General features: G+C 62.8%; 12 protein-coding genes. 6 read left to right on the top strand and 6 right to left on the bottom strand.

All coding sequences use genetic code 11. The features are described from left to right. Positions 1-70: 70 nt before the first annotated feature. Together lysS and BV071_RS12595 are read left to right on the top strand one after the other, a co-directional pair. A complete protein-coding gene (lysS, locus tag BV071_RS12600) occupies positions 71-1,540 on the top strand; it encodes a lysine--tRNA ligase (protein ID WP_035607320.1) in 1,470 nt (489 codons plus the stop codon). Between the two features lie 66 nt (positions 1,541-1,606). Next, a complete protein-coding gene (locus BV071_RS12595) occupies positions 1,607-3,328 on the top strand; it encodes a histidinol-phosphate transaminase (protein WP_052573266.1) in 1,722 nt (573 codons plus the stop codon). Here the strand turns inward: BV071_RS12595 and BV071_RS12590 are convergent. The 4 genes from BV071_RS12590 to BV071_RS12575 form a co-directional block, all read right to left on the bottom strand. Continuing rightward, a complete protein-coding gene (locus BV071_RS12590) occupies positions 3,325-4,182 on the bottom strand; it encodes a hypothetical protein (RefSeq protein WP_052573264.1) in 858 nt (285 codons plus the stop codon). The genes BV071_RS12595 and BV071_RS12590 overlap by 4 nt on opposite strands. An 84-nt stretch (positions 4,183-4,266) precedes the next feature. Continuing rightward, positions 4,267-5,184, bottom strand: a complete 918-nt coding sequence (locus BV071_RS12585; RefSeq protein WP_035607315.1) for a metallophosphoesterase — start codon at positions 5,182-5,184, stop codon at positions 4,267-4,269. An 11-nt stretch (positions 5,185-5,195) separates the two neighbouring features. Continuing rightward, the gene (locus BV071_RS12580; protein ID WP_035607312.1) at positions 5,196-6,692 is read right to left on the bottom strand and encodes a glycogen/starch synthase; all 1,497 of its coding nucleotides are present in this window, start codon (positions 6,690-6,692) and stop codon (positions 5,196-5,198) included. Between the two features lie 145 nt (positions 6,693-6,837). Next, the gene (locus BV071_RS12575; RefSeq protein WP_035607310.1) at positions 6,838-7,341 is read right to left on the bottom strand and encodes a GNAT family N-acetyltransferase; all 504 of its coding nucleotides are present in this window, start codon (positions 7,339-7,341) and stop codon (positions 6,838-6,840) included. A gap of 160 nt (positions 7,342-7,501) precedes the next feature. Here BV071_RS12575 and BV071_RS12570 point away from each other — a divergent pair, with 160 nt between their 5' ends. Further along, positions 7,502-9,427, top strand: a complete 1,926-nt coding sequence (locus tag BV071_RS12570; RefSeq protein ID WP_035607307.1) for a sigma-70 family RNA polymerase sigma factor — start codon at positions 7,502-7,504, stop codon at positions 9,425-9,427. Positions 9,428-9,430: 3 nt separating this feature from the next. Then, on the top strand, positions 9,431-10,636 hold the full coding sequence (locus BV071_RS12565; RefSeq protein WP_035607304.1) for a hypothetical protein: 1,206 nt from the start codon (positions 9,431-9,433) through the stop codon (positions 10,634-10,636). 25 nt (positions 10,637-10,661) lie between these two features. On the opposite strand, the gene BV071_RS12560 is transcribed toward BV071_RS12565, so the two are convergent. Beyond that, positions 10,662-12,098 (bottom strand): sulfatase-like hydrolase/transferase, encoded by a 1,437-nt coding sequence (locus BV071_RS12560; RefSeq protein WP_035607301.1) that lies wholly within the window; start codon positions 12,096-12,098, stop codon positions 10,662-10,664. 177 nt (positions 12,099-12,275) lie between these two features. On the opposite strand from BV071_RS12560, the gene BV071_RS12555 reads away from it, so the two are divergent. Then, positions 12,276-13,160, top strand: a complete 885-nt coding sequence (locus BV071_RS12555; protein WP_265594373.1) for a hypothetical protein — start codon at positions 12,276-12,278, stop codon at positions 13,158-13,160. Continuing rightward, on the top strand, positions 13,157-14,347 hold the full coding sequence (locus tag BV071_RS34740) for a polysaccharide deacetylase family protein (protein ID WP_081885960.1): 1,191 nt from the start codon (positions 13,157-13,159) through the stop codon (positions 14,345-14,347). The genes BV071_RS12555 and BV071_RS34740 overlap by 4 nt, the downstream gene beginning before the upstream one ends. 288 nt (positions 14,348-14,635) lie before the next feature. Here the strand turns inward: BV071_RS34740 and BV071_RS12545 are convergent, their stop codons facing one another. After that, on the bottom strand, positions 14,636-17,722 hold the full coding sequence (locus tag BV071_RS12545; RefSeq protein ID WP_035607299.1) for an efflux RND transporter permease subunit: 3,087 nt from the start codon (positions 17,720-17,722) through the stop codon (positions 14,636-14,638). Between the last annotated feature and the right edge of the window lie 42 nt (positions 17,723-17,764).

Below are 17,764 nucleotides of genomic sequence, written 5' to 3'. Positions count from 1 at the left end.
CATTCTTTTTCAATCTCTTGCATCTGGGCTCTGGACTCTTGGCGCGCGGCGCTCTACTCCCTGCGCCGCCATGTCCGAAACCACGCAGCCCCAATCGACCGAAGCTGAACTCATCGCTGTGCGCCGTGAGAAACTCGGTAAATTGCGCGCACTGGGCGTGGACCCCTTCGGTGCCGCCTTCGAAACGACACACACGCCGGCCGATCTGCGCGCGAATTTCGCCGAAGGCCAGCAGGTGAAGGTCGCCGGCCGCATCACCGGCCTGCGCAACATGGGCAAGTCCTGCTTCTTCCACATCGGCGATATCCTCGGCTCGATCCAAGGCTACATCTCCGTGAAGGAGCTTTCCGACCACGACCGTGAGATCTTCGAGTGCCTCGACCGCGGCGATTGGCTCGGCATCGAGGGCGAGACCTTCCTGACCCGCACTGGCGAACCCTCTGTGAAGGTCGCCAAGTTCACCGTTCTCTCGAAGTCCCTGCGCCCGATGCCCGACAAGTGGCACGGTGTGGCCGACCGCGAGATCAAGTACCGCAAGCGCCACCTCGACCTGATGTCGAATGAGGAAAGCGCCGCGATCTTCGTGACCCGCAGCCGCATGCTCGCGGAGATCCGCAACTTCTTCCACGAGCGCGGCTACCTTGAAGTCGAGACGCCGATGCTGCAGGACATCCCTGGTGGTGCCGCGGCCCGTCCCTTCGAGACGCACCACAATGCGCTGGGCATGCCGCTCACGCTGCGCATCGCGCCGGAGCTTTTCCTGAAGCGCCTGCTGGTCGGTGGCTTCACCAAGATTTTCGAGCTCAACCGCAACTTCCGCAACGAAGGCATTTCGCGTCGCCACAATCCGGAGTTCACCATGCTGGAGGCCTATCAGGCCTTCGGTGACTTCGAGATCATGGCGGATCTCGTCGAGTCGCTGATCTGCGGCCTCGCGGAGAAGTTCTGCGGCGGCCTGAAGATCGAGCACAAGGACGAGGAAGGCAACGTGGTCCGCACCATCAACCTCGAGCGTCCTTGGAAGCGTGCCGACTACAACGATCTCGTCGCCGAGGCCGCCGGTGCCGACTTCTTCGACATCACCCCGCAGCAGCGCCGCGAGCGTTGCGAACAGCTCGGTGTGCAGATCTCGAAGGAGATGGAAGACCACGAGGTGATCCAGCAGGTCTTCGAAAAGCTGGTGGAGGAGAAGAGCTTCGATCCCTGCTTCGTTCAGCGTGTTTCGAGCCAACTGGTGCCGCTTGCCAAACTCAGCCCCGGCGGCAAGACCGTGGAGGTCTACGAGCTCGTCATCAACGGCCAGGAGATCTCGCCCGGTTACTCGGAGCTCAACGATCCCGACGTCCAGCGCGAACGCTTGGAGCACCAGTCCGGTGAGGAAACGCAGAAGGTCGACTACGAGTTCATCGAGACCCTCGAGCACGGCATGCCGCCGGCCGGTGGTATCGGTATCGGCATCGACCGCCTGATCATGATGCTCACCGGTGCGCCGACGATCCGCGACGTGCTCCTCTTCCCGCTGCTGAAGCGGAAGGATTGATTCCGCCGATGATGCACGCGTGATTATCGATGCCCCGCGGAGCCGGATTTCCGGCAGCGTGGCAAGATGTCGAACCGCGCATGTCACCTGCCGATCACGCTTGCCGAGGCCCCGGGCGATCTGCGCGAAGCGATCTACCGGGCCCGGCATGCGGTCTATGCGCTGGAGATCGGCCAACATCCGGCGAATGACGTGGGCCGTCTGACGGATGCGCTTGATACCTCGAACCGTTACATCGCCGCGACTTGTGGCGGCATGCTCGCAGGCTTCGTAAGCATCACGCCGCCGGGGCCGCACGGCTACTCGATCGACAAATACTTCCGGCGCGAGGAGCTGCCCTTCACTCCGGATGGCGGCACCTACGAGATCCGCCTTCTCACCGTGCTGCCGGACTATCGCGCCTCGGATGCTGCTGTGGCGCTGATGATCGCGGCTTTCCGCTGGATCGAGTCGCGTGGCGGCACCCGCATCGTTGCGATCGGGCGCCGTGAGGTGGTGGACATGTATCGCCGCGTGGGTCTTGCGGAAGCAGGCATGTCGGTGCGCTCGGGTGCGGTCACCTACGATCTGATGCAGGCGCCGGTGTCGGTGGTCCGCGACGGTCTCGATCGAAGGGAAGATCTGCTGCGACGGGTCGAGCGCTCCATACGCTGGGAACTGCAAGTGCCGCTGCGCAAGCCCGCGGCATGTTTCCATGGCGGTGCCTTCTTTGACGCGGTTGGCAGCGGCTTCGACTCGCTGGATAAATCGCGCACGGTGATCAATGCGGATGTCCTCGATGCATGGTTTCCTCCAGCTCCCGGCGTGCTGGAAAGCCTTTCCTCGCATCTGCCTTGGCTCCTGCGGACCTCGCCGCCCACCGGCTGCGAGGGTTTGATCGCCGCGATCTCGGCGGCCGGTGGTGTTCCTGAGTCCTGCATCCTGCCGGGTGCCGGATCCTCTGACCTGATCTTCCGCGCCTTTCCTCGTTGGCTGAACCGCGACTCGCATGCCGTTTTGCTGGATCCGACCTATGGCGAGTATGCCCATGTCCTGGAAAAGGTCATCGGCTGCCACGTGGAGCGCCTGCCATTGCGCCGCTCCGATGGCTACGCCGTGAATCTGGATCGCCTGCGGGAACTCATCTCCCGTGGCCCGGACTTAGTCGTCATCGTGAACCCGAACAGCCCCACCGGCCGCGGACTCACCTGCGGCGAGATCGAGTCCCTGCTCAAGTCCGCAACAGCGCGGACGAGGGTATGGATCGACGAAACCTACATCGACTACACCGGCGAAAGCGTCGAGCCACTGGTATCGCGCTACGATTCACTCATCGTCTGCAAGTCGATGTCGAAGGTCTATGCCCTCAGCGGCGCCCGGGTCGCCTACCTGTGTGCCGGTCCGCATCACCTTGAGGAACTCCGCGCCTTCACCCCTCCCTGGGTCGTCAGCCTGCCTGCCCAAGTGGCTGCGGTACGGGCGCTCCAGGATCCCGGCTACTATGCTTCCCGTATCGCCGAGACCCATGCTCTGCGGAAGCAGCTGGAGAAGGCCCTGCGGGGCTTTGGCTGGGATGTCGTGCCCGGCTGCGCGAATTTCGTCCTCGCCCATCTCCCCGAGGACGGTCCCACCGCCGCCGAAATCGTGAAGCAGGCACGAGTGCAAAACCTCTTCCTCCGCGATGCCGGAAAGATGGGTTCGGCGCTTGGCGAGTTCGCCATTCGCGTCGCCGTGAAGGATGCTCCGACCCAACGCCGGATGATCTCGATCCTGGAGGCTGTCGCCAGCGCGGTGCCCTGCCCGGCTTAGTCCTTCTTATCCGCCTTCTTCTCCGCCTCGCTCCACTCGAACTTCGGCAGCTTGCTCCGATCGAGCCCCTTCAAGTGGGGCTCGTCCTTGCGGGCTGGATCATCGGCGCGACGGTAGGTCCAGTCGTTATTGGGGAACACCTCCGCGCAGAGCTTGGCCACGCCGGGATCGTATTCCAGCAGCTCCGCACGGGTATTCACATGATTGTGGATTGAGTCATTCTCGCGATTTGTCCCGAACCACGACTGCACCGCCTCCGCCCAATACTCGTAGTAGTTCTCGGCAGCGTAGCCGTTCTTCCATTTTCCCGCCTTCATCGCCGCCTCGTAGGTCTCCTTCAGCCGCCGGTCGAAAGTCTTGTCGATGCTGTTCACGCCCATTTGGTGGATCGCGTGGCCGAACTCATGCACCATGATGTTTTCCGTAGAATACGGATCGCCGGGACAGTTGAGCAGATTCTCTTCCCCGCAGCTCACCGAGGGCCTTGCGGTAGTCGCACCCAGTCCGCGTGCCCGCCGGTTCCAGTATTCCTTTGGCGTCAGGTCCGAGTGCTCCGGTGCATCGCAGGTCCGCTCGGAAGTGGCCATCACGGTGAGGCGGACCTTGTTCTTCGCCATTGCGGTGAGGATGTCCTCACGTCCCGCGAGCATCGATTTCACGATCACCTCAGCTTCGGTGAGCGCAGCATCATTGACCTTCGCTGAGGCCACGATCGGGAAGTCCCCAACCATCACGCACTTGGCGTAAAAGGGATCCAGCTTGAAGTCCTGCCGCAGCTTTTCCGGTACCGGCGATTGGATCTCGGCTAGCGCGAGAGAGGAAAGGCACACAAACAAGACCGCGAGGGCTTTCATGCCACCACGATTGCCGAAGTCCGCGCCGAGGCGATTCCACCACGCGTCAGCGGCGGAATCTGTAGCGGTCGATAAGGAATCGGCTCAAGCCCGCAGCTTCAGCTCCCGCGAAACCTCGCGCCCGAAGCCCTTGATCAGGATGCGATCGGAGTGCACCTCCACGACCGAGTAAGCATTGTTCTCCGGGAAATGCAGCATCGAGCGGAAGGTCACGTAGGGGATCCCGTTCCGTTCCTCAAAGGCACCCGCGTGGTTGTGGCCGTTGAACCACGCCATCACGCAGGGATGCCGTTCCAGCATCGCGATGATCTCAGCGTGATTCCACACCTGGTGCATGCCCGCCGGGATCAGCGGATGGTGCCCGCACACGATCACCTTTTCCTTCGCCGCATCAGCGGCCGAAAGCTCCCGCTCCAGCCAAGCCAGTTGCACATTGGACATGCCGCCGTTCCACGGCTTCGCCCCCGGTGCATTCGCCGCCTCGAGGCCTTTGAGGACATCCTTGGCCTTGGCCGTTTCCGGGGAGTCCGAGGGATTGCGATAGACCGAAAGGTCATTCGTGTCCGTCATGATGAAGCGGATCCCCTTGCTACGGAAAGTATAGTAGTCGTGCGACATCCCTAGCGTGGAAACGATCCGCGCCTTCTCCGTGTCCGCCACCGAGTAGTCGTGGTTTCCCAGCAAGTGATATACCGGATGCTCCAGGCCGTTCAGTAGCGGCAGCATCACGTCGAAGGACTTGAATTCTCGGTCGATGAAATCCCCGAGGTGCAGGGTGAAGGGTAGCTTCTCCCCGTGCAGTGCTTCCACCGCGCGCTTCAGCTTCTCCGGCGTCGAGCGGTAGTGCCGCTCGCCCTCCGCCTCGCAATCCGCGTACTGCGCATCCGTGATCAAGCCGAAGCGCAGGATCGGCTCGGAATCGCCGCCTTCAGCCGCAGCGGCGAGGCGTGGCAGGATGCCGGCAGCAGCGGCGGTGCTTCCCAGGAATGTGCGGCGCTTCATTTTGTTTCGTCTCAGGCGGTGACCGTGGTGTTGAGCATCTGCTCGTAGCGCTTGATATAGTCCGCCGCGGTCGTCTCGTGATTGAATCTTGCTGACGATTCCGCCATCACCCGCGCCAGTTGCTTGGCCCGGTCTTCCGCTGGCAGGGCGTGAAATTTCAGCGCCTCGCCGATCGCCCAGCGCAGGCCGTCGGCATTGAAGTGGCGGAACAGGAAGCCGTTGCCCTTGTTTCCCGCCACATCCAGCGGCTCCACCGTATCGTGCAGGCCGCCGGTATCGTGGGCCACCGTCAGGCTGCCATACTTCGGCGCGATCATCTGCGGCAGGCCGCAGGGCTCGAAGGACGAGGGCATGAAGATGAAATCGCTGCCCGCGTAGGCAATGTGGGATAGCTTCTCGTCGAAGTCCCGCACCGCCACCCGGTCCCAGAGGTTGTGGCCTTTGACGATGTTCAGGAAGTGCTTCTGGAAATTGCCGCTGGCCACCACCGCGATCTGAATCTTGTTCTTCGAGACCAGATCGTAGAGGATCTCCGTGAGCAATTGGCAGCCCTTCTGCACCGGGTCCAGGCGCGACGGCCAGTAGAACAGCGGCACATCCGGATCGCCCGCAAGACCCAGGCGTTCCTGCAGCTCCAGCTTGTTCTTGCGCTTGCCCTCAATGTGATCCTTCGGGCCGAAGTGGTGGCTCAAGTAGGGATCGCTCGCGGGATCAAAGACAGGATCCGGCGCATTCAGGATGCCCGTCGCGCAGTCCGAATGCTTCTTGCCGCGCAGCTCGTTGCGGATCGCATCCGGAATGAAGGAATGCCCACCGCCGACGATTTCCTCCAGGAAGGTCGGACTCACCGTATTCACGTGATCCGCCGCGAAGATCCCGCTCGTCAACAGATCCACCGGATTTCCGCTGCGGCTTTCCTCATAGGAATAGGGCGCGCGGCGGAAGAACAGGTGCTGCCAGAAGTCCGCCGCATCAATCCCCCGGTCCTCGATCTGCGCCAGCGTCAGGTGCTCGGAGTGGATGTTGTGGACCGTGAAGAGTGAGGCGATCCCGTGCCGCTTCGCCACGGCAGGGATCAGGCCGGTCATCCAGTCATTGCAGTGGATCAGGTCCGGCCGCACCTGCGGGATGGTGTGGTTGATCACCTCACGCTGGAAGGCCAGGGCGATCAGGTGATTCTCCGCGCCATACACACTGGAACGGTGGTAGAAGACCCGGTCTTGGGCCAGGTGGATGCGCTGCTCCGGCAGGGCCCGGCTGACCTTCTGGAACTCGTTGTCAAACACGCTCGCCACGTCCAGGTGGAACATCCGGCGGTAGTTCGGCAGCGCGACATGCACATCGGCGCCTTGGTCATAGAGGGCCTTCACGAGCGAGGCGGAAACATCGGCCAGACCACCGGCCTTCGCGCACATGCGCTGGGCCAAGTTGCCCATTCCTTCCGGCAGATAGGTGATCTCAGGAGTGACGACGAGGATCCGCGGGCGGCGGGGAGGGTTTTCAGACATGATTTTTCCCGGGTTTCCCTGAAAATTAAGCCCGTAGCCCCGACCAGTGCAAGAAAGCGTGACGCGAATCTGCGTCTTCCTCCGCAAAAGTAGCGGAACTTTTCAGGTTGCGTCCGGGGAACTCCCCAAGCCGCTTGCTTCAGGCCTAAGTCCCCTCCCTCAAAAACAACCCCATCAGCACCACATCATCATAAATCCCCTCCACCAGCCTCCCGCGCTTCTTCAGCCCCTCCTCCACAAACCCAAAGCTCCGGTATAGAGCGATCGCTGGCTCATTCGACAGATAAACTGACAGTTCGATCTTCTCCAAACCAATCCTCTGCGCCTCATCAATCGTCGCCTCCAACAAGCGCTTCCCCAAGCCTTGTCCCCGGTGCTCCTTCAACACTCCCATCCCGAGGCGACCGATGTGCGCCCTGCCATCGCTCCCCGGAATCGCATCGCACCAGCCGACGATGATCCCCGCATCATCCGCCACGAACTGCGGATGCCCGTTCTTCACATTGCCCGATACGAATAGCGCGGTCTTCTCAATCGGCGGTGAAACTACAGTCGCCAGGTAGCGCTTCTCCCGGCACACCGCATGGACCGCGGCATGGAAGCCCGGGACATCGCTCTCGCGAATGGGGCGGATCAAGATCGTGCTCATTCCCGCATCGCCTATCTCACCATGAGCCCCAGCGGCAAGTTCTCATCGATTTCCACCCTGATCCTATCCATCCGATCCATCTTGGTCGAATCTCTCCCGCCTGAAACTTTGCCAATTTCCTGTCTCCAACTTTCCGCTGGCGACGGATATCGCTTGGATCATGGAACCATCCGACCGGGAACTGCTCGATCGCTTCATCACGCGGCACGATGACGCTGCCTTCCGCCAATTGGTGGAGCGGCATCTGGCGGTGGTCCATGGCGTCGCCCGGCGGGTCACTGGCAACGAGGAATTGGCCCGCGACGTCGCGCAGAATTCCTTCCTGCGGCTTGCCCAGCGCGCCGCCTTGATACCCAAGGATCTCTCCCTCGCTGCTTGGCTCCACCGCGTGACCCACCACCTCGCGATTGATCTCGTCCGCAGTGAGGAACGCCGCAAGAAGCGCGAACTCATCTCCCTTGATCCCGCCCTCATGGACACCAGCCCGTCTCCAGTCTGGTCGGAGTTGGCTCCGGTCATCGACAACCTGGTCAACCGCCTGCCCGCGGCGGACCGCGATTTGCTTCTGCTTCGCTACTATCGGAACGAGCCGCACGCCGCTGTGGCCCGGCAACTCGGCCTCAGCGAGGCGGCGACCAAGAAGCGCGCTGCGCGGGCCCTGGAGAAGCTGCGCGCCCTCCTTGCCAAGAAAGGCATCTCCACCACCGCCGCTGCACTCGCCACCATCCTCCCCGCGCATGCCGCCACTCCCGTTCCCGGGTCCTACGTGCTCGCCGTCTCCGCCGCGGCCAAAGGCGCGGCACCTCTGGCTGCCAGCAGCTTTAACGTCCATCTCGCCATGACCACCGCTCAGAAAACCGCCATCGCTGCGGCCGCCATCATTTTCATGGCATCCGCCAGCTACGCCTTGCGTAGTAGTTCACCGGAGAATGCCGTGGCGGAGCCGCCCCGCTCAGGGGCAGGGGAGGCAGGCTCAAGCGCAAACTCCCGCGCGCGGACAGGAAGAGGCTCGCCGCTCTCCGCAGCGGAACGGCTCGAGCGTCTTCGCCTGATTCTTGCGATTCCCAGTGCCGTGGAGCGCCCCCGTGCCATGCTCGCTTTCATCGATGAACTTGGCAGCGATCAATTTGCCGAGACCGCGGCCCAACTGGAACAGTTGAAGGCCTCGCTTTATGGTGCCGAGTTCGGGATCTTCATCGGAGCTTGGACCAAGGCCAATCCTCTTGCCGCCGTCGCTTGGGCCAAGGGAAGTTCGGCCGAAGCTGCCTTGGTCCGGGTGCTGGAACCTTGGGGGGAAGCGGACCCTGCTGCAGCCCTTGATTGGGTCGTCCACCATATCCCCGCAGCTACTGGACCAGATGTGAAAGCACGGGAAGCTCTGATCGCGGTGCTTGCCGGCACCGCATCCAGGGATTTCCCGGCTGCGGTCAAGGGCCTTGAGTCGATTCCGGAGGAGAAAGACCGCATCGAGGCGACCAAGCAGTTGGCTTCCCAATTGTCGGGCAGTGGCGCCGGAAGGATCGAGGCTCTGTTAGATGCGGTGGGACAAGAGCGCGGGGGGCAATACAGCGCGCTTCTGGCATGGAGTTTCGAGTCCTTGGCGAATAGCGGCAGAGGTGAGCACGCCTTGGAGTTATACATCGCGGATGAAGGTGCGCAGAAGCTGTTACCCATGGTAAACATCTTCCGGAGTTGGCAGGGATTTCACCCCGAGGACGCCTTGGCCGCGATCGACAAGGTCCCTGCGGGTAGCCTCCAGGATCAGGCGGTGGCGGGATACTGCGTAGCTGCGGTTAACTCCAATCCCCCGGAAATCTTCGCCCTGCTGCATCGCTATCCGGGAGCCGCGACCGACATGGTGCTAGCGGAAATGGGCCAGGAATGCGCGATCGAAGACGTGGCCCTCGGGATCGAACAGATGCTCCCGATCAAGGATGCCACCCTACGCAATGAGGTTCTAGTCAACCGGCTCAAGTGGTGGCTCCAGCGCCGCGAAGCCGATGCCCGCAAATGGATGGAGGCTCACGAACTCCCCGCCGAAGTGCGCGATGCCCTGAAGGGGCCAGTTGAACCACTCAAATACTGACTGATGAAGCCGGAAACCGCCACCGCCCTCACCGTGTCTCTGCTCCTCGTCGGCTCCGCCTTGTGCGTGGGTGCGCGCTATACCATCGACCGGCAGGATACAGGTATCAGCAGTCCGAAGGACCAAGCCGCTACGCTTCCCAAGGCACCGGAAGACTCGCGGAACACCAAGGCCGGGCGCTCCGCAACCAAGCCTTCTGACCCTCAGGTTTTGGAGCAGCGGCTCCGTGCCATTTTCGCGACTTCCAATGAGGCCGATGGCGCCCGTGCCGTCCTGGACTTGGTTGCCGCCTTCAAAGGTGACGATTGGGCCCTGGCCCTCGATACCATGAAGAAGATCGGTGCCAGCTCGGGCAGCGCCTGGTATCTCTTGATCATCTCCGCATGGACCGAGTCGGATCCGCAAGCCGCGATGGCGTGGGCGACTGCTAACAAGATGGAGAGCTACGTGCTCCCCGCCTGGCTCCACAAGGATCCCGACGCAGCCATTGCTTTCCTCAAATCAAAGGACGACCTCGGCTCTACTCCCAGGGTGCTCGGGTTTGCGCGGGCCATGGAAGCGCTGGCTGGGGATCTGCCGCGTATTCGTGAGATATTGATGGCTGTGCCAGAGCGGTCCGGGCGCATGCTGGTAGAGCAAGCCCACCCCAGGTTCTCCAAGATCCCCGCAGATACCTTCTATGCCTGGGCTGACTCTTTCGAAGGAGTCCGGCGCGAACAGGTGATGCACCTGGTCCTCACCAATCTGGAAGGCGCGGATGCCAAACTGGCCTTCGCGCGTCGCTTTCCCGATGACATCGGCCCCCGGAACTATGGGCCGATCTATCAGGATTGGTTCAAGGCCGATGAAGCCGCGGCCCTCAAGGCCTTTGAGGACATGGAGCCCGGCCCCATGCACGAGGCAGCCCTATACGCAATCGCCAATGGGCTGTACATGAAGGGCCGTTTGGCGGAGGCCTTGGCCCTCACCCGCCGCTGGCCCGAGAAGATCTCCAATGGCTTCTTGTCGGATCTATTGCTCGGCGGCGACGCGAAGGACTCACCTCTGATCCTCGCAGAAATCCCACGCCTCCAGGACGGCCCGCTGAAAGTGAACCGCTACCAATGCGCCCTCGCACTCTGGTTTCAGGCCGACCCCGCCGCTGCCCGCAAATGGCTCGCGGAAAACGAAGTCCCCGAACAAGTCCGCAAGGAGTTCGAAGGCAAGTAGCCGCTGCTACCTGACACTGTATTCGTCATTTCCCCTCCTGATCCCAAAAACTCCGCTCCTTCGCCACCGAGTCCTTGAAAGCCTGGATCACCGCCAAGCCTTCCTTCACCTTCTCTTGCTGCTCTGCCGCGCGATCGATCCGCTCCGAGAAATCCTGCTCCACTTGGAACAGCAGCGGCTTCTCCGGCGACGCCGTGAAGCCATACATGTTTCCCGTCTGCGAGATGATCTTCGTGTGAATCTTCCACGGCCCGAAGCGCGCGGCATTCACCTCCGTGCTGTCTGCATAGATGAAGCGGAAGTCAGGGACCGCTCCCTGCCACTGCTCCACGCCTAACAACGGACGGATGTTCCGCCCGTCGATGGTCCGGTCCTCCGGCAGCTTCGCTCCCGTAAGCGAGAATACCGTCGGCAGGACATCCAGACTGGAAGCAGGTTCAGCGACTACTGTCTCCGCGGGAATCGTCCCCGGCCAGCACCACGCGCCCACCACCCGTTGGCCGCCTTCCCAAGTCGATGCCTTGCCGTCGCGGAAAGGTTGTGCCGAGCCGATCAACAAGCGCGCCTCATCGTAGCGCGGATGCTTCGCGGTATTCTGGAACTGGATCCACGGCCCATTGTCAGAGGTGAAGATAATCAGCGTGTTCTTCTCGATCCCCGCATCCACCAGTGCTGCGCGGATTCGCCCGAGATTCGCGTCGATCTCCTGGATCGCATCGCCATACAGCCCGCGCTTCGAAGTGCCCTTGAACTCCGCCGAGGCATGCACTGGTAGGTGCGGCATGTTCGGCGTCATGTAGATGAAGAAGGGCACATCCTTCTTCTCACGGATGAAGCCGATCGCCGCATCCGCATAGCGCTTGGTCAGGCCCTCCTGGAGCGGCACGTTCTGGTCGATGTCGCTCTCGATCATCTCGTAGCCCGTCACCGGAGTGTTCTTGTCGGAAGGGCCCTGCATGAGGTTGGAGCCGGTCTCGTAGTCGTTGGAGACATTCGTGCCGATCCAGCGGTCGAAGCCATTCGCCAGCGGCAGCGCTTCCACTGCCATGCCGTTCTTGTCGTTCGGTGTGCCGAGGTGCCACTTGCCGAACATGCCGGTGGCGTAGCCCTGCGCCTTCAGTCCCTCCGCGATCGTCAGCTCGCGCGGGTGGATGTAGCGTTTCACGTCGGGCCCGATCGCCCATGCGGGCAAGCCGGAGCGCAGGTGGTTGCGGCCAGTCAGCATGGCGTAGCGGGAGGCGGTGCAGGCCCCGGCCCCGGAATAGAACTGCGGGAAATTCGCGCCGTCCCGGACCATCCGGCTCAGGTTCGGGGTCTGGATCACCGGATTCCCGGTATGCGCAAAGTCGCCATAACCGGCATCATCCAGCAGGATCACGATCACATTCGGCTTTTCCAAGGCGGGCCGGGCCCCGGCGGGGAAGGCCAGCAGGAGGGAAATTGCGGCAAGGAACAGGCGCATGAGTGGCTTTAGACGCCCGGAACTGCGGTAATCTGTCAAGGTGCGGAGGCTGGATACTGAGATTCAAGACGTCGCAAGCTTGCCCCCCTGACGCTCAGCCGCTTTGCTCCCCGCGCCTTGGCGGATGAGGAAACTAAGCAAGCAAGCCGGTGGCGGCGACTCGGCATCTTCGGCGATTTGCCGACGCGCTGCCTGATGCGCGGGCTGAAGGTAGCGCCGTGGTTCCTGGAGCCTGTGCTGGTGCCGCCCTGGACCTTCCTGTTCTTCCTGCTCGCCGCCAAGCAACGCCGCGCCGTCGCGGGCAACCTGCAGGCGCTTTTTCCGGACTGGTCAGGCCTGCGTGCCTGGGTCGGGGCCTACCGGGTCTTCCTCAATTTCGCCTATACCTACGTCGAGGCCATGCGCGCCGAGACCGGCAGCGGCGATGTCGATTGGGTGATCGATGGGCTTGAGCATTTCGAGGACCTGCGGACGCGCCCGGCGGGCAGCCTGATCCTCACCGCACACATGGGGAACTACGATATGGCCGCGCCGCTGTTCTCGGACAAGTTCGGCCGTGTGGTTCATGCGGTCCGTGCGCCCGAGCGTGTGCCGGAGATGCAAGCAATCCGCGAGGCCGAGCAGCGCGAGAAGGAGCGGCTCAATCCGTGGTTCCGCACCTGCTTCAATACCGGTGGCGACATGCTCGGCGTGGAGCTGGCCCGCTTCCTTGGCGATGGCGACATCGTCGCGGTCCAAGGGGACCGCGTGATCTTCGAGGTCTCGCCGATGGAAGCGGAGGTCGAGCCGGGACTGATGATGCGGCTGCCGCGAGGCCCGCTCTATTTGGCTAGGATCACCGGTGCGGCCAGTTTCCCGCTCTTCATCATCCGGGATGGCTGGCGGCGTTACCGGATACTGGTGAAGCCACCGCTGCAACTGCCTGAGCGCGTGCGCGGCAGGGCGGAAGATCCGGCGACGCCGGTGTGGGCGGGGGCGATTCTAGAAGTGGTGAAGGGCCACTGGGACCAGTGGTTTGTGTTCGAACCAGTGCTGCGCCGCGAGGAAAGGGGGCGCGCATGAGCTGGCCCCGGACTGCGGAATATCGGCCTGACAATCGGGCAGTTACGCCCTTCTTTCGGATCTTCGGGCATCACCGTCCGCAGCCGGCGGGGGATGTCCGGCGGATGGCGGAGGGGCAGGGGCTGCACCGCGGGGAGTGGAAGTTTTTGTCGCGCTTCGTGCCGCTGGTGCTGGGGGCCTTCCTCTTCGATTTCCTGTGGCGGGTAGGTGGCTTTTGGGGGGCAGTAGCAGGGCTTTTGCCGGGCCTTTTTGCCCTTCTTCACCTCATCGCCTTCGGTCTCGGCGGGAAGAATCCGGGAATCCAGTGGGCGCGCTGGGAATTCGTGCTGACCCTCTGGAGTGTGTGGCTGCTGGTCTTCTCCGGCGGCAGCGGGGTGACTTGGGCGGCGGGGCTGTGGGTGCTTTTCTTCCTGCTGAACTTCCTCTGCAACGCGGCGCTGACCTGGAAAGTATTCATGTCGATGCCGCCCTTCCTCAACGGGCGCTTCCGCTTTTTCCTGGCACTGGCGGCGCACGTGCCAGCCTTCGTCCTGCTGCTGCGTTACGGGATGCCGGGACTTCTGTTAGGGCTCGCGCCGATTGGGATCATCTGGTGCTGCGGGACCTTCTTGCCGAACGCCCGCTTGTTCGGGCCGATGGTGTCGCGGGTGGAAGGTGAGGGCGCTCTGATCACGATCGATGATGGCCCGCATCCGGAAGACACGCCTGCGATTCTCGATCTGCTCGATGCGCGCGGTGCGAAGGCGGTGTTCTTCGTGATTGGCAAGAACGTGAAGGCTTACCCGGAGCTCGCGCGGGAGATCGTGCGGCGCGGGCATGAGATCGCGAATCACACGATGACTCATCCTGCCGGGAGCTTCTGGGCGGCCGGGGCGGTGCGGACCCGGCGTGAGATCACCGAGTGCAGCCGGGTGATTGAAGAAGTCACCGGGGTGAAGCCGCGCTGGTTCCGTGCGCCGGTGGGGCACCGGAATTGGTTCACGCATCCGGTGTGCAAGGATCTGGGGATGGAGGTGGTGGCTTGGAACCGGCGGGCTTTCGATACGGTGCGGAGTGATGTTGCAGGGATTGTGCAATGTCTGACGCAGGGTGTGCGGGATGGGGATATCCTGCTGCTGCACGAGGGGACGAAGACGGGGGTGGGTGTATTGGACGGGGTGTTGGAGGAGTTGGGGAAGGAGGAGTGAGGTTTGTGTAATCTTGTTAGATGAGGCGTGCCGCCTGATGGTTGCGGCGTTAGCCGCTTTGGACTGCAGCGGTGATCCGCAGCTTTCGAATGCAGGGTGGAGCCTACCTGTTCTAGCAGAACGAAGCGATCTTCCTGTGGCTTCGTGCCCGCGAGAACGGCAGCACAGTGCCGGGAAGGCTGATTCAACCCACACCCTCAAAGCGCCGCCAGATGCACTCAAAAGCTGTGGATGACCCCAGCAGTCCGAGGGCCTGCGGCTGTTATCGGGGATGATCTGAGGGAGGCCTCAGGCAGGACTCGCGACGAGTTCGGTGACTTCCTCGGGTTCCTCGATCGGCTCTGCCTTGCGGTGCTTCGCGGCGATGATGGAGTAGAAGGCGGGCACGACGAAGAGGGTGAAGAGGGTGCCGACGATCATGCCGGCGACGAGGACGATGCCGATGCTGTTGCGGGCCTGGGCGCCGGGGCCGGTGACGAAGATCAGCGGGGCGTGGCCGAAGACGGTGGCCGCGGTGGTCATGAGGATGGGGCGCAGGCGGGTCTGGGCGGCTTCGCGGAGGGCGGCCATCTTTTCGAGGCCACGCTCCTGGAGTTCGTTGGCGAACTGGACGATCAGGATCCCGTTCTTCGCGATCAGGCCCACCAGGGTGATCAGCCCGACCTGCGAGTAGATGTTGATGGTGGTGAAATCGAGGAAGGTGAAGACCAGTGCACCGGAGATCGCCAGCGGCACCGAGCCTAACAGGATGATCAGGGGATCGCGGAAGCTGCGGAACTGCGCGGCAAGCACGAGGTAGATCAGGATCACGGCGAAGCCGAGGGTGACGACCAGGGCGGAGCCTTCCTTGCGGATTTGGCGGGACTCGCCGGCGTAGTCGAGCGTGACGCCTGGACCGGTGGTGGCCTTGGCGGCATCTTCGAGGACCTTGAGTCCGGCTTCCTTGGTGACGCCGGGTTGTACGCCGCCGAAGATCCGCACGGAGTTGCGCTGCTGGAAGCGGTTGAGGGTGCGCGGCGCGGCATGGGCCTCGACGCTGGTGAAGGTGGAGACCGGAACCATCTGGCCATCCGGGGTGCGGATCTTGAGGTCGAGCAAGGGACCCACCGAGGCACGGTCGCTGTCGCCGAGCTGCGGGATGACCTTGTAGCTGCGGTCGAAGTAATTGAAGCGGTTCACGTAGGCACCGCCGAGGAGGGTGCCGAGTTCCTGACCGACACCGGCGAGGTCCATGCCGAGGTCGGCGAGGCGTTCGCGGTCGATCATCACACGTGCTTCCGGGCGGTCGATCTTGAGGTCGGTATCGACGTAGAGGAATTTGCCGCTCATGAAGCCCGCGCCGATGATCTCATTCGCGCTCTGGATCATCTGCTCGACCGGCTGATCGGTTTGCAGGACCAGCTCGACGTCGTATTGGCCGGGCGTCGGCAGCGGTGGATCGAGGCGCGGGAAGATCCGCAGGCCGGGGATCTGCGAGACCCTGCCGAAGAGTTCGCCATACATCTCCTCGGTGGTGCGGCTGCGATGCTTCCAGTCTTTCGCGACCATGCCGCCGAAGCCGCCCCAGCCAGCGGTGAGGGACCACATGTACTCCGCCTCGGGGAATTCGGTCACGGTCTTGACCAGCTCGAGCGATTCCTTGTTCGCGGCGTCGATGGTGGCGTCCGGCGGGGTGTCGAGGAAGAGGCTGATGTGGCTCTGATCTTCCACGGGTGCCATTTCGCGCTCGGAGAACATGTAGAAGGGGATCGCCGCGAGCATGATCAGCACCGCGACGGCGAGGATCACCCAGCGGATCTGAAGGGCACCGTCGAGCATCACGGCATAGACGCGCTTCACCTTCTCGAAGCCATGATTCACCCAGCGGGTGAGGCGGCCTTCCTTGCCACGGGCGTGGACGAAGCGCGAGCTCATCACCGGCGAGAGGGTCAGGGCGACAAAGCCGGAGACCAGCACTGCTGCGGCCAGGGTGATCGCGAACTCCAAGAAGAGCGAGCCGGTGAGGCCACCTTGGAAGCCGATGGGCGCATAGACCGCGCCGAGCGTGATGGTCATCGCGATGATCGGGCCGGTGAGTTCGCGTGCCCCGATCAAGGCGGCTTGGATCCGTGATTTTCCTTCGTGGACGTGGCGTTCGACGTTCTCCACCACCACGATCGCATCATCCACCACCAGACCCACCGAGAGCACGATGGCGAGGATGGTCAGCAAGTTTAGGCTGAAGCCGCAGGCCAGCATGATGCCCGCCGCGCCGATCAGCGAGATGGGCATGGCGATCAGCGGCACCAACGCGGTGCGGAAGGAGCCCATGAAGATGAAGACCGCGAGGCCGACGATTCCAATCGTCTCCATCAAGGTCTTGCTGATCTCCTTGAGTGCCTCGCGCATGAACATGGTGCCGTCCCAGACCAAGCTCATCTCAATGTCCGGAGGCAAGGTGGGGCGGATGCGGTCCATCTCCTCCGTCAGCTTCTTCTGGACGTCGATTTCGTTCGAGCCGACCAGCGGCCAGACGCCGAGATAGACACCTTCCTTCTGGCTGTACTTCGCGATGTAGTCCGGCTCTTCGGAACCGAGTTCGACGGTTGCGACGTCGCTGAGGCGGACGATTCCGCCGTTGCGTTCGGAGACGATCAGCTTGTCGAACTCGTCCTTCGAGCGCAGGTCGGTATTCGCGAGCAGGTTGATCTCGACCAGCTTGCCCTTGGTTCGGCCGACGGCGGCGAGGTAGTTGTTGCGGCGGAGTGCTTCATGGACATCGCCGGGCGTGAGGTTGAGCGCGGCGAGGCGATCGGGATCGATCCACACGCGCATGGCGATCTGGCGGCCGCCTTCGATGGTCACGCGTTGCACGCCGGGCACAGTGGCGAACTGTGGCTGGAGCGTGCGGGTCAGCCAGTCGGTGACCGCGGGGACACCACGCTCCTTGGAATTGAAGCTGAGATAGAAGGTCGCGTAGGGCCGGTCGGCGCGCTGGATTTCGACCATCGGTGGCTCTGCCTCCGGTGGCAGCTCGGAGCGCACCTGTTGCAGGCGGGCTGTTACTTCAGCGAGTGCCGCAGTGGTGTTGTGGTTGAGCTTCAGGTGCACGGTCACCGTGCTGACGCCGGCGCGGCTGGTGGATTCCACGTGATCGACACCGCCGATCTGTGACACCACGCGCTCGATCGGGGTGGTGAGGAAGCCGCGCGCGGTCTCGGCACTGGCTCCGTAGTAGAGCGTGGTGATGATGATCGAGGAGCTCTCGAGCTTCGGGTACTGCTGGATGGGCAGCGAACCGATGGCGCGCCAGCCCATGAGGACGATGACGAGGTTCACCACCACGGCGAGCACCGGGTGCTTGATGAAGATATCGGTGAAAGAGGAGCGGGTCATTGAAGTGCCGAGTGAGCAGTGATCAGTGAGCAGTGGAAGGGC

The organism is Haloferula sp. BvORR071 (assembly GCF_000739615.1).
In the GTDB taxonomy this organism is placed as follows: Bacteria; Verrucomicrobiota; Verrucomicrobiia; order Verrucomicrobiales; family Akkermansiaceae; genus Haloferula.
The sequence above is the reverse complement of the archived record's forward strand: the minus strand, read 5'-3'. Positions and strand labels throughout refer to the sequence as shown.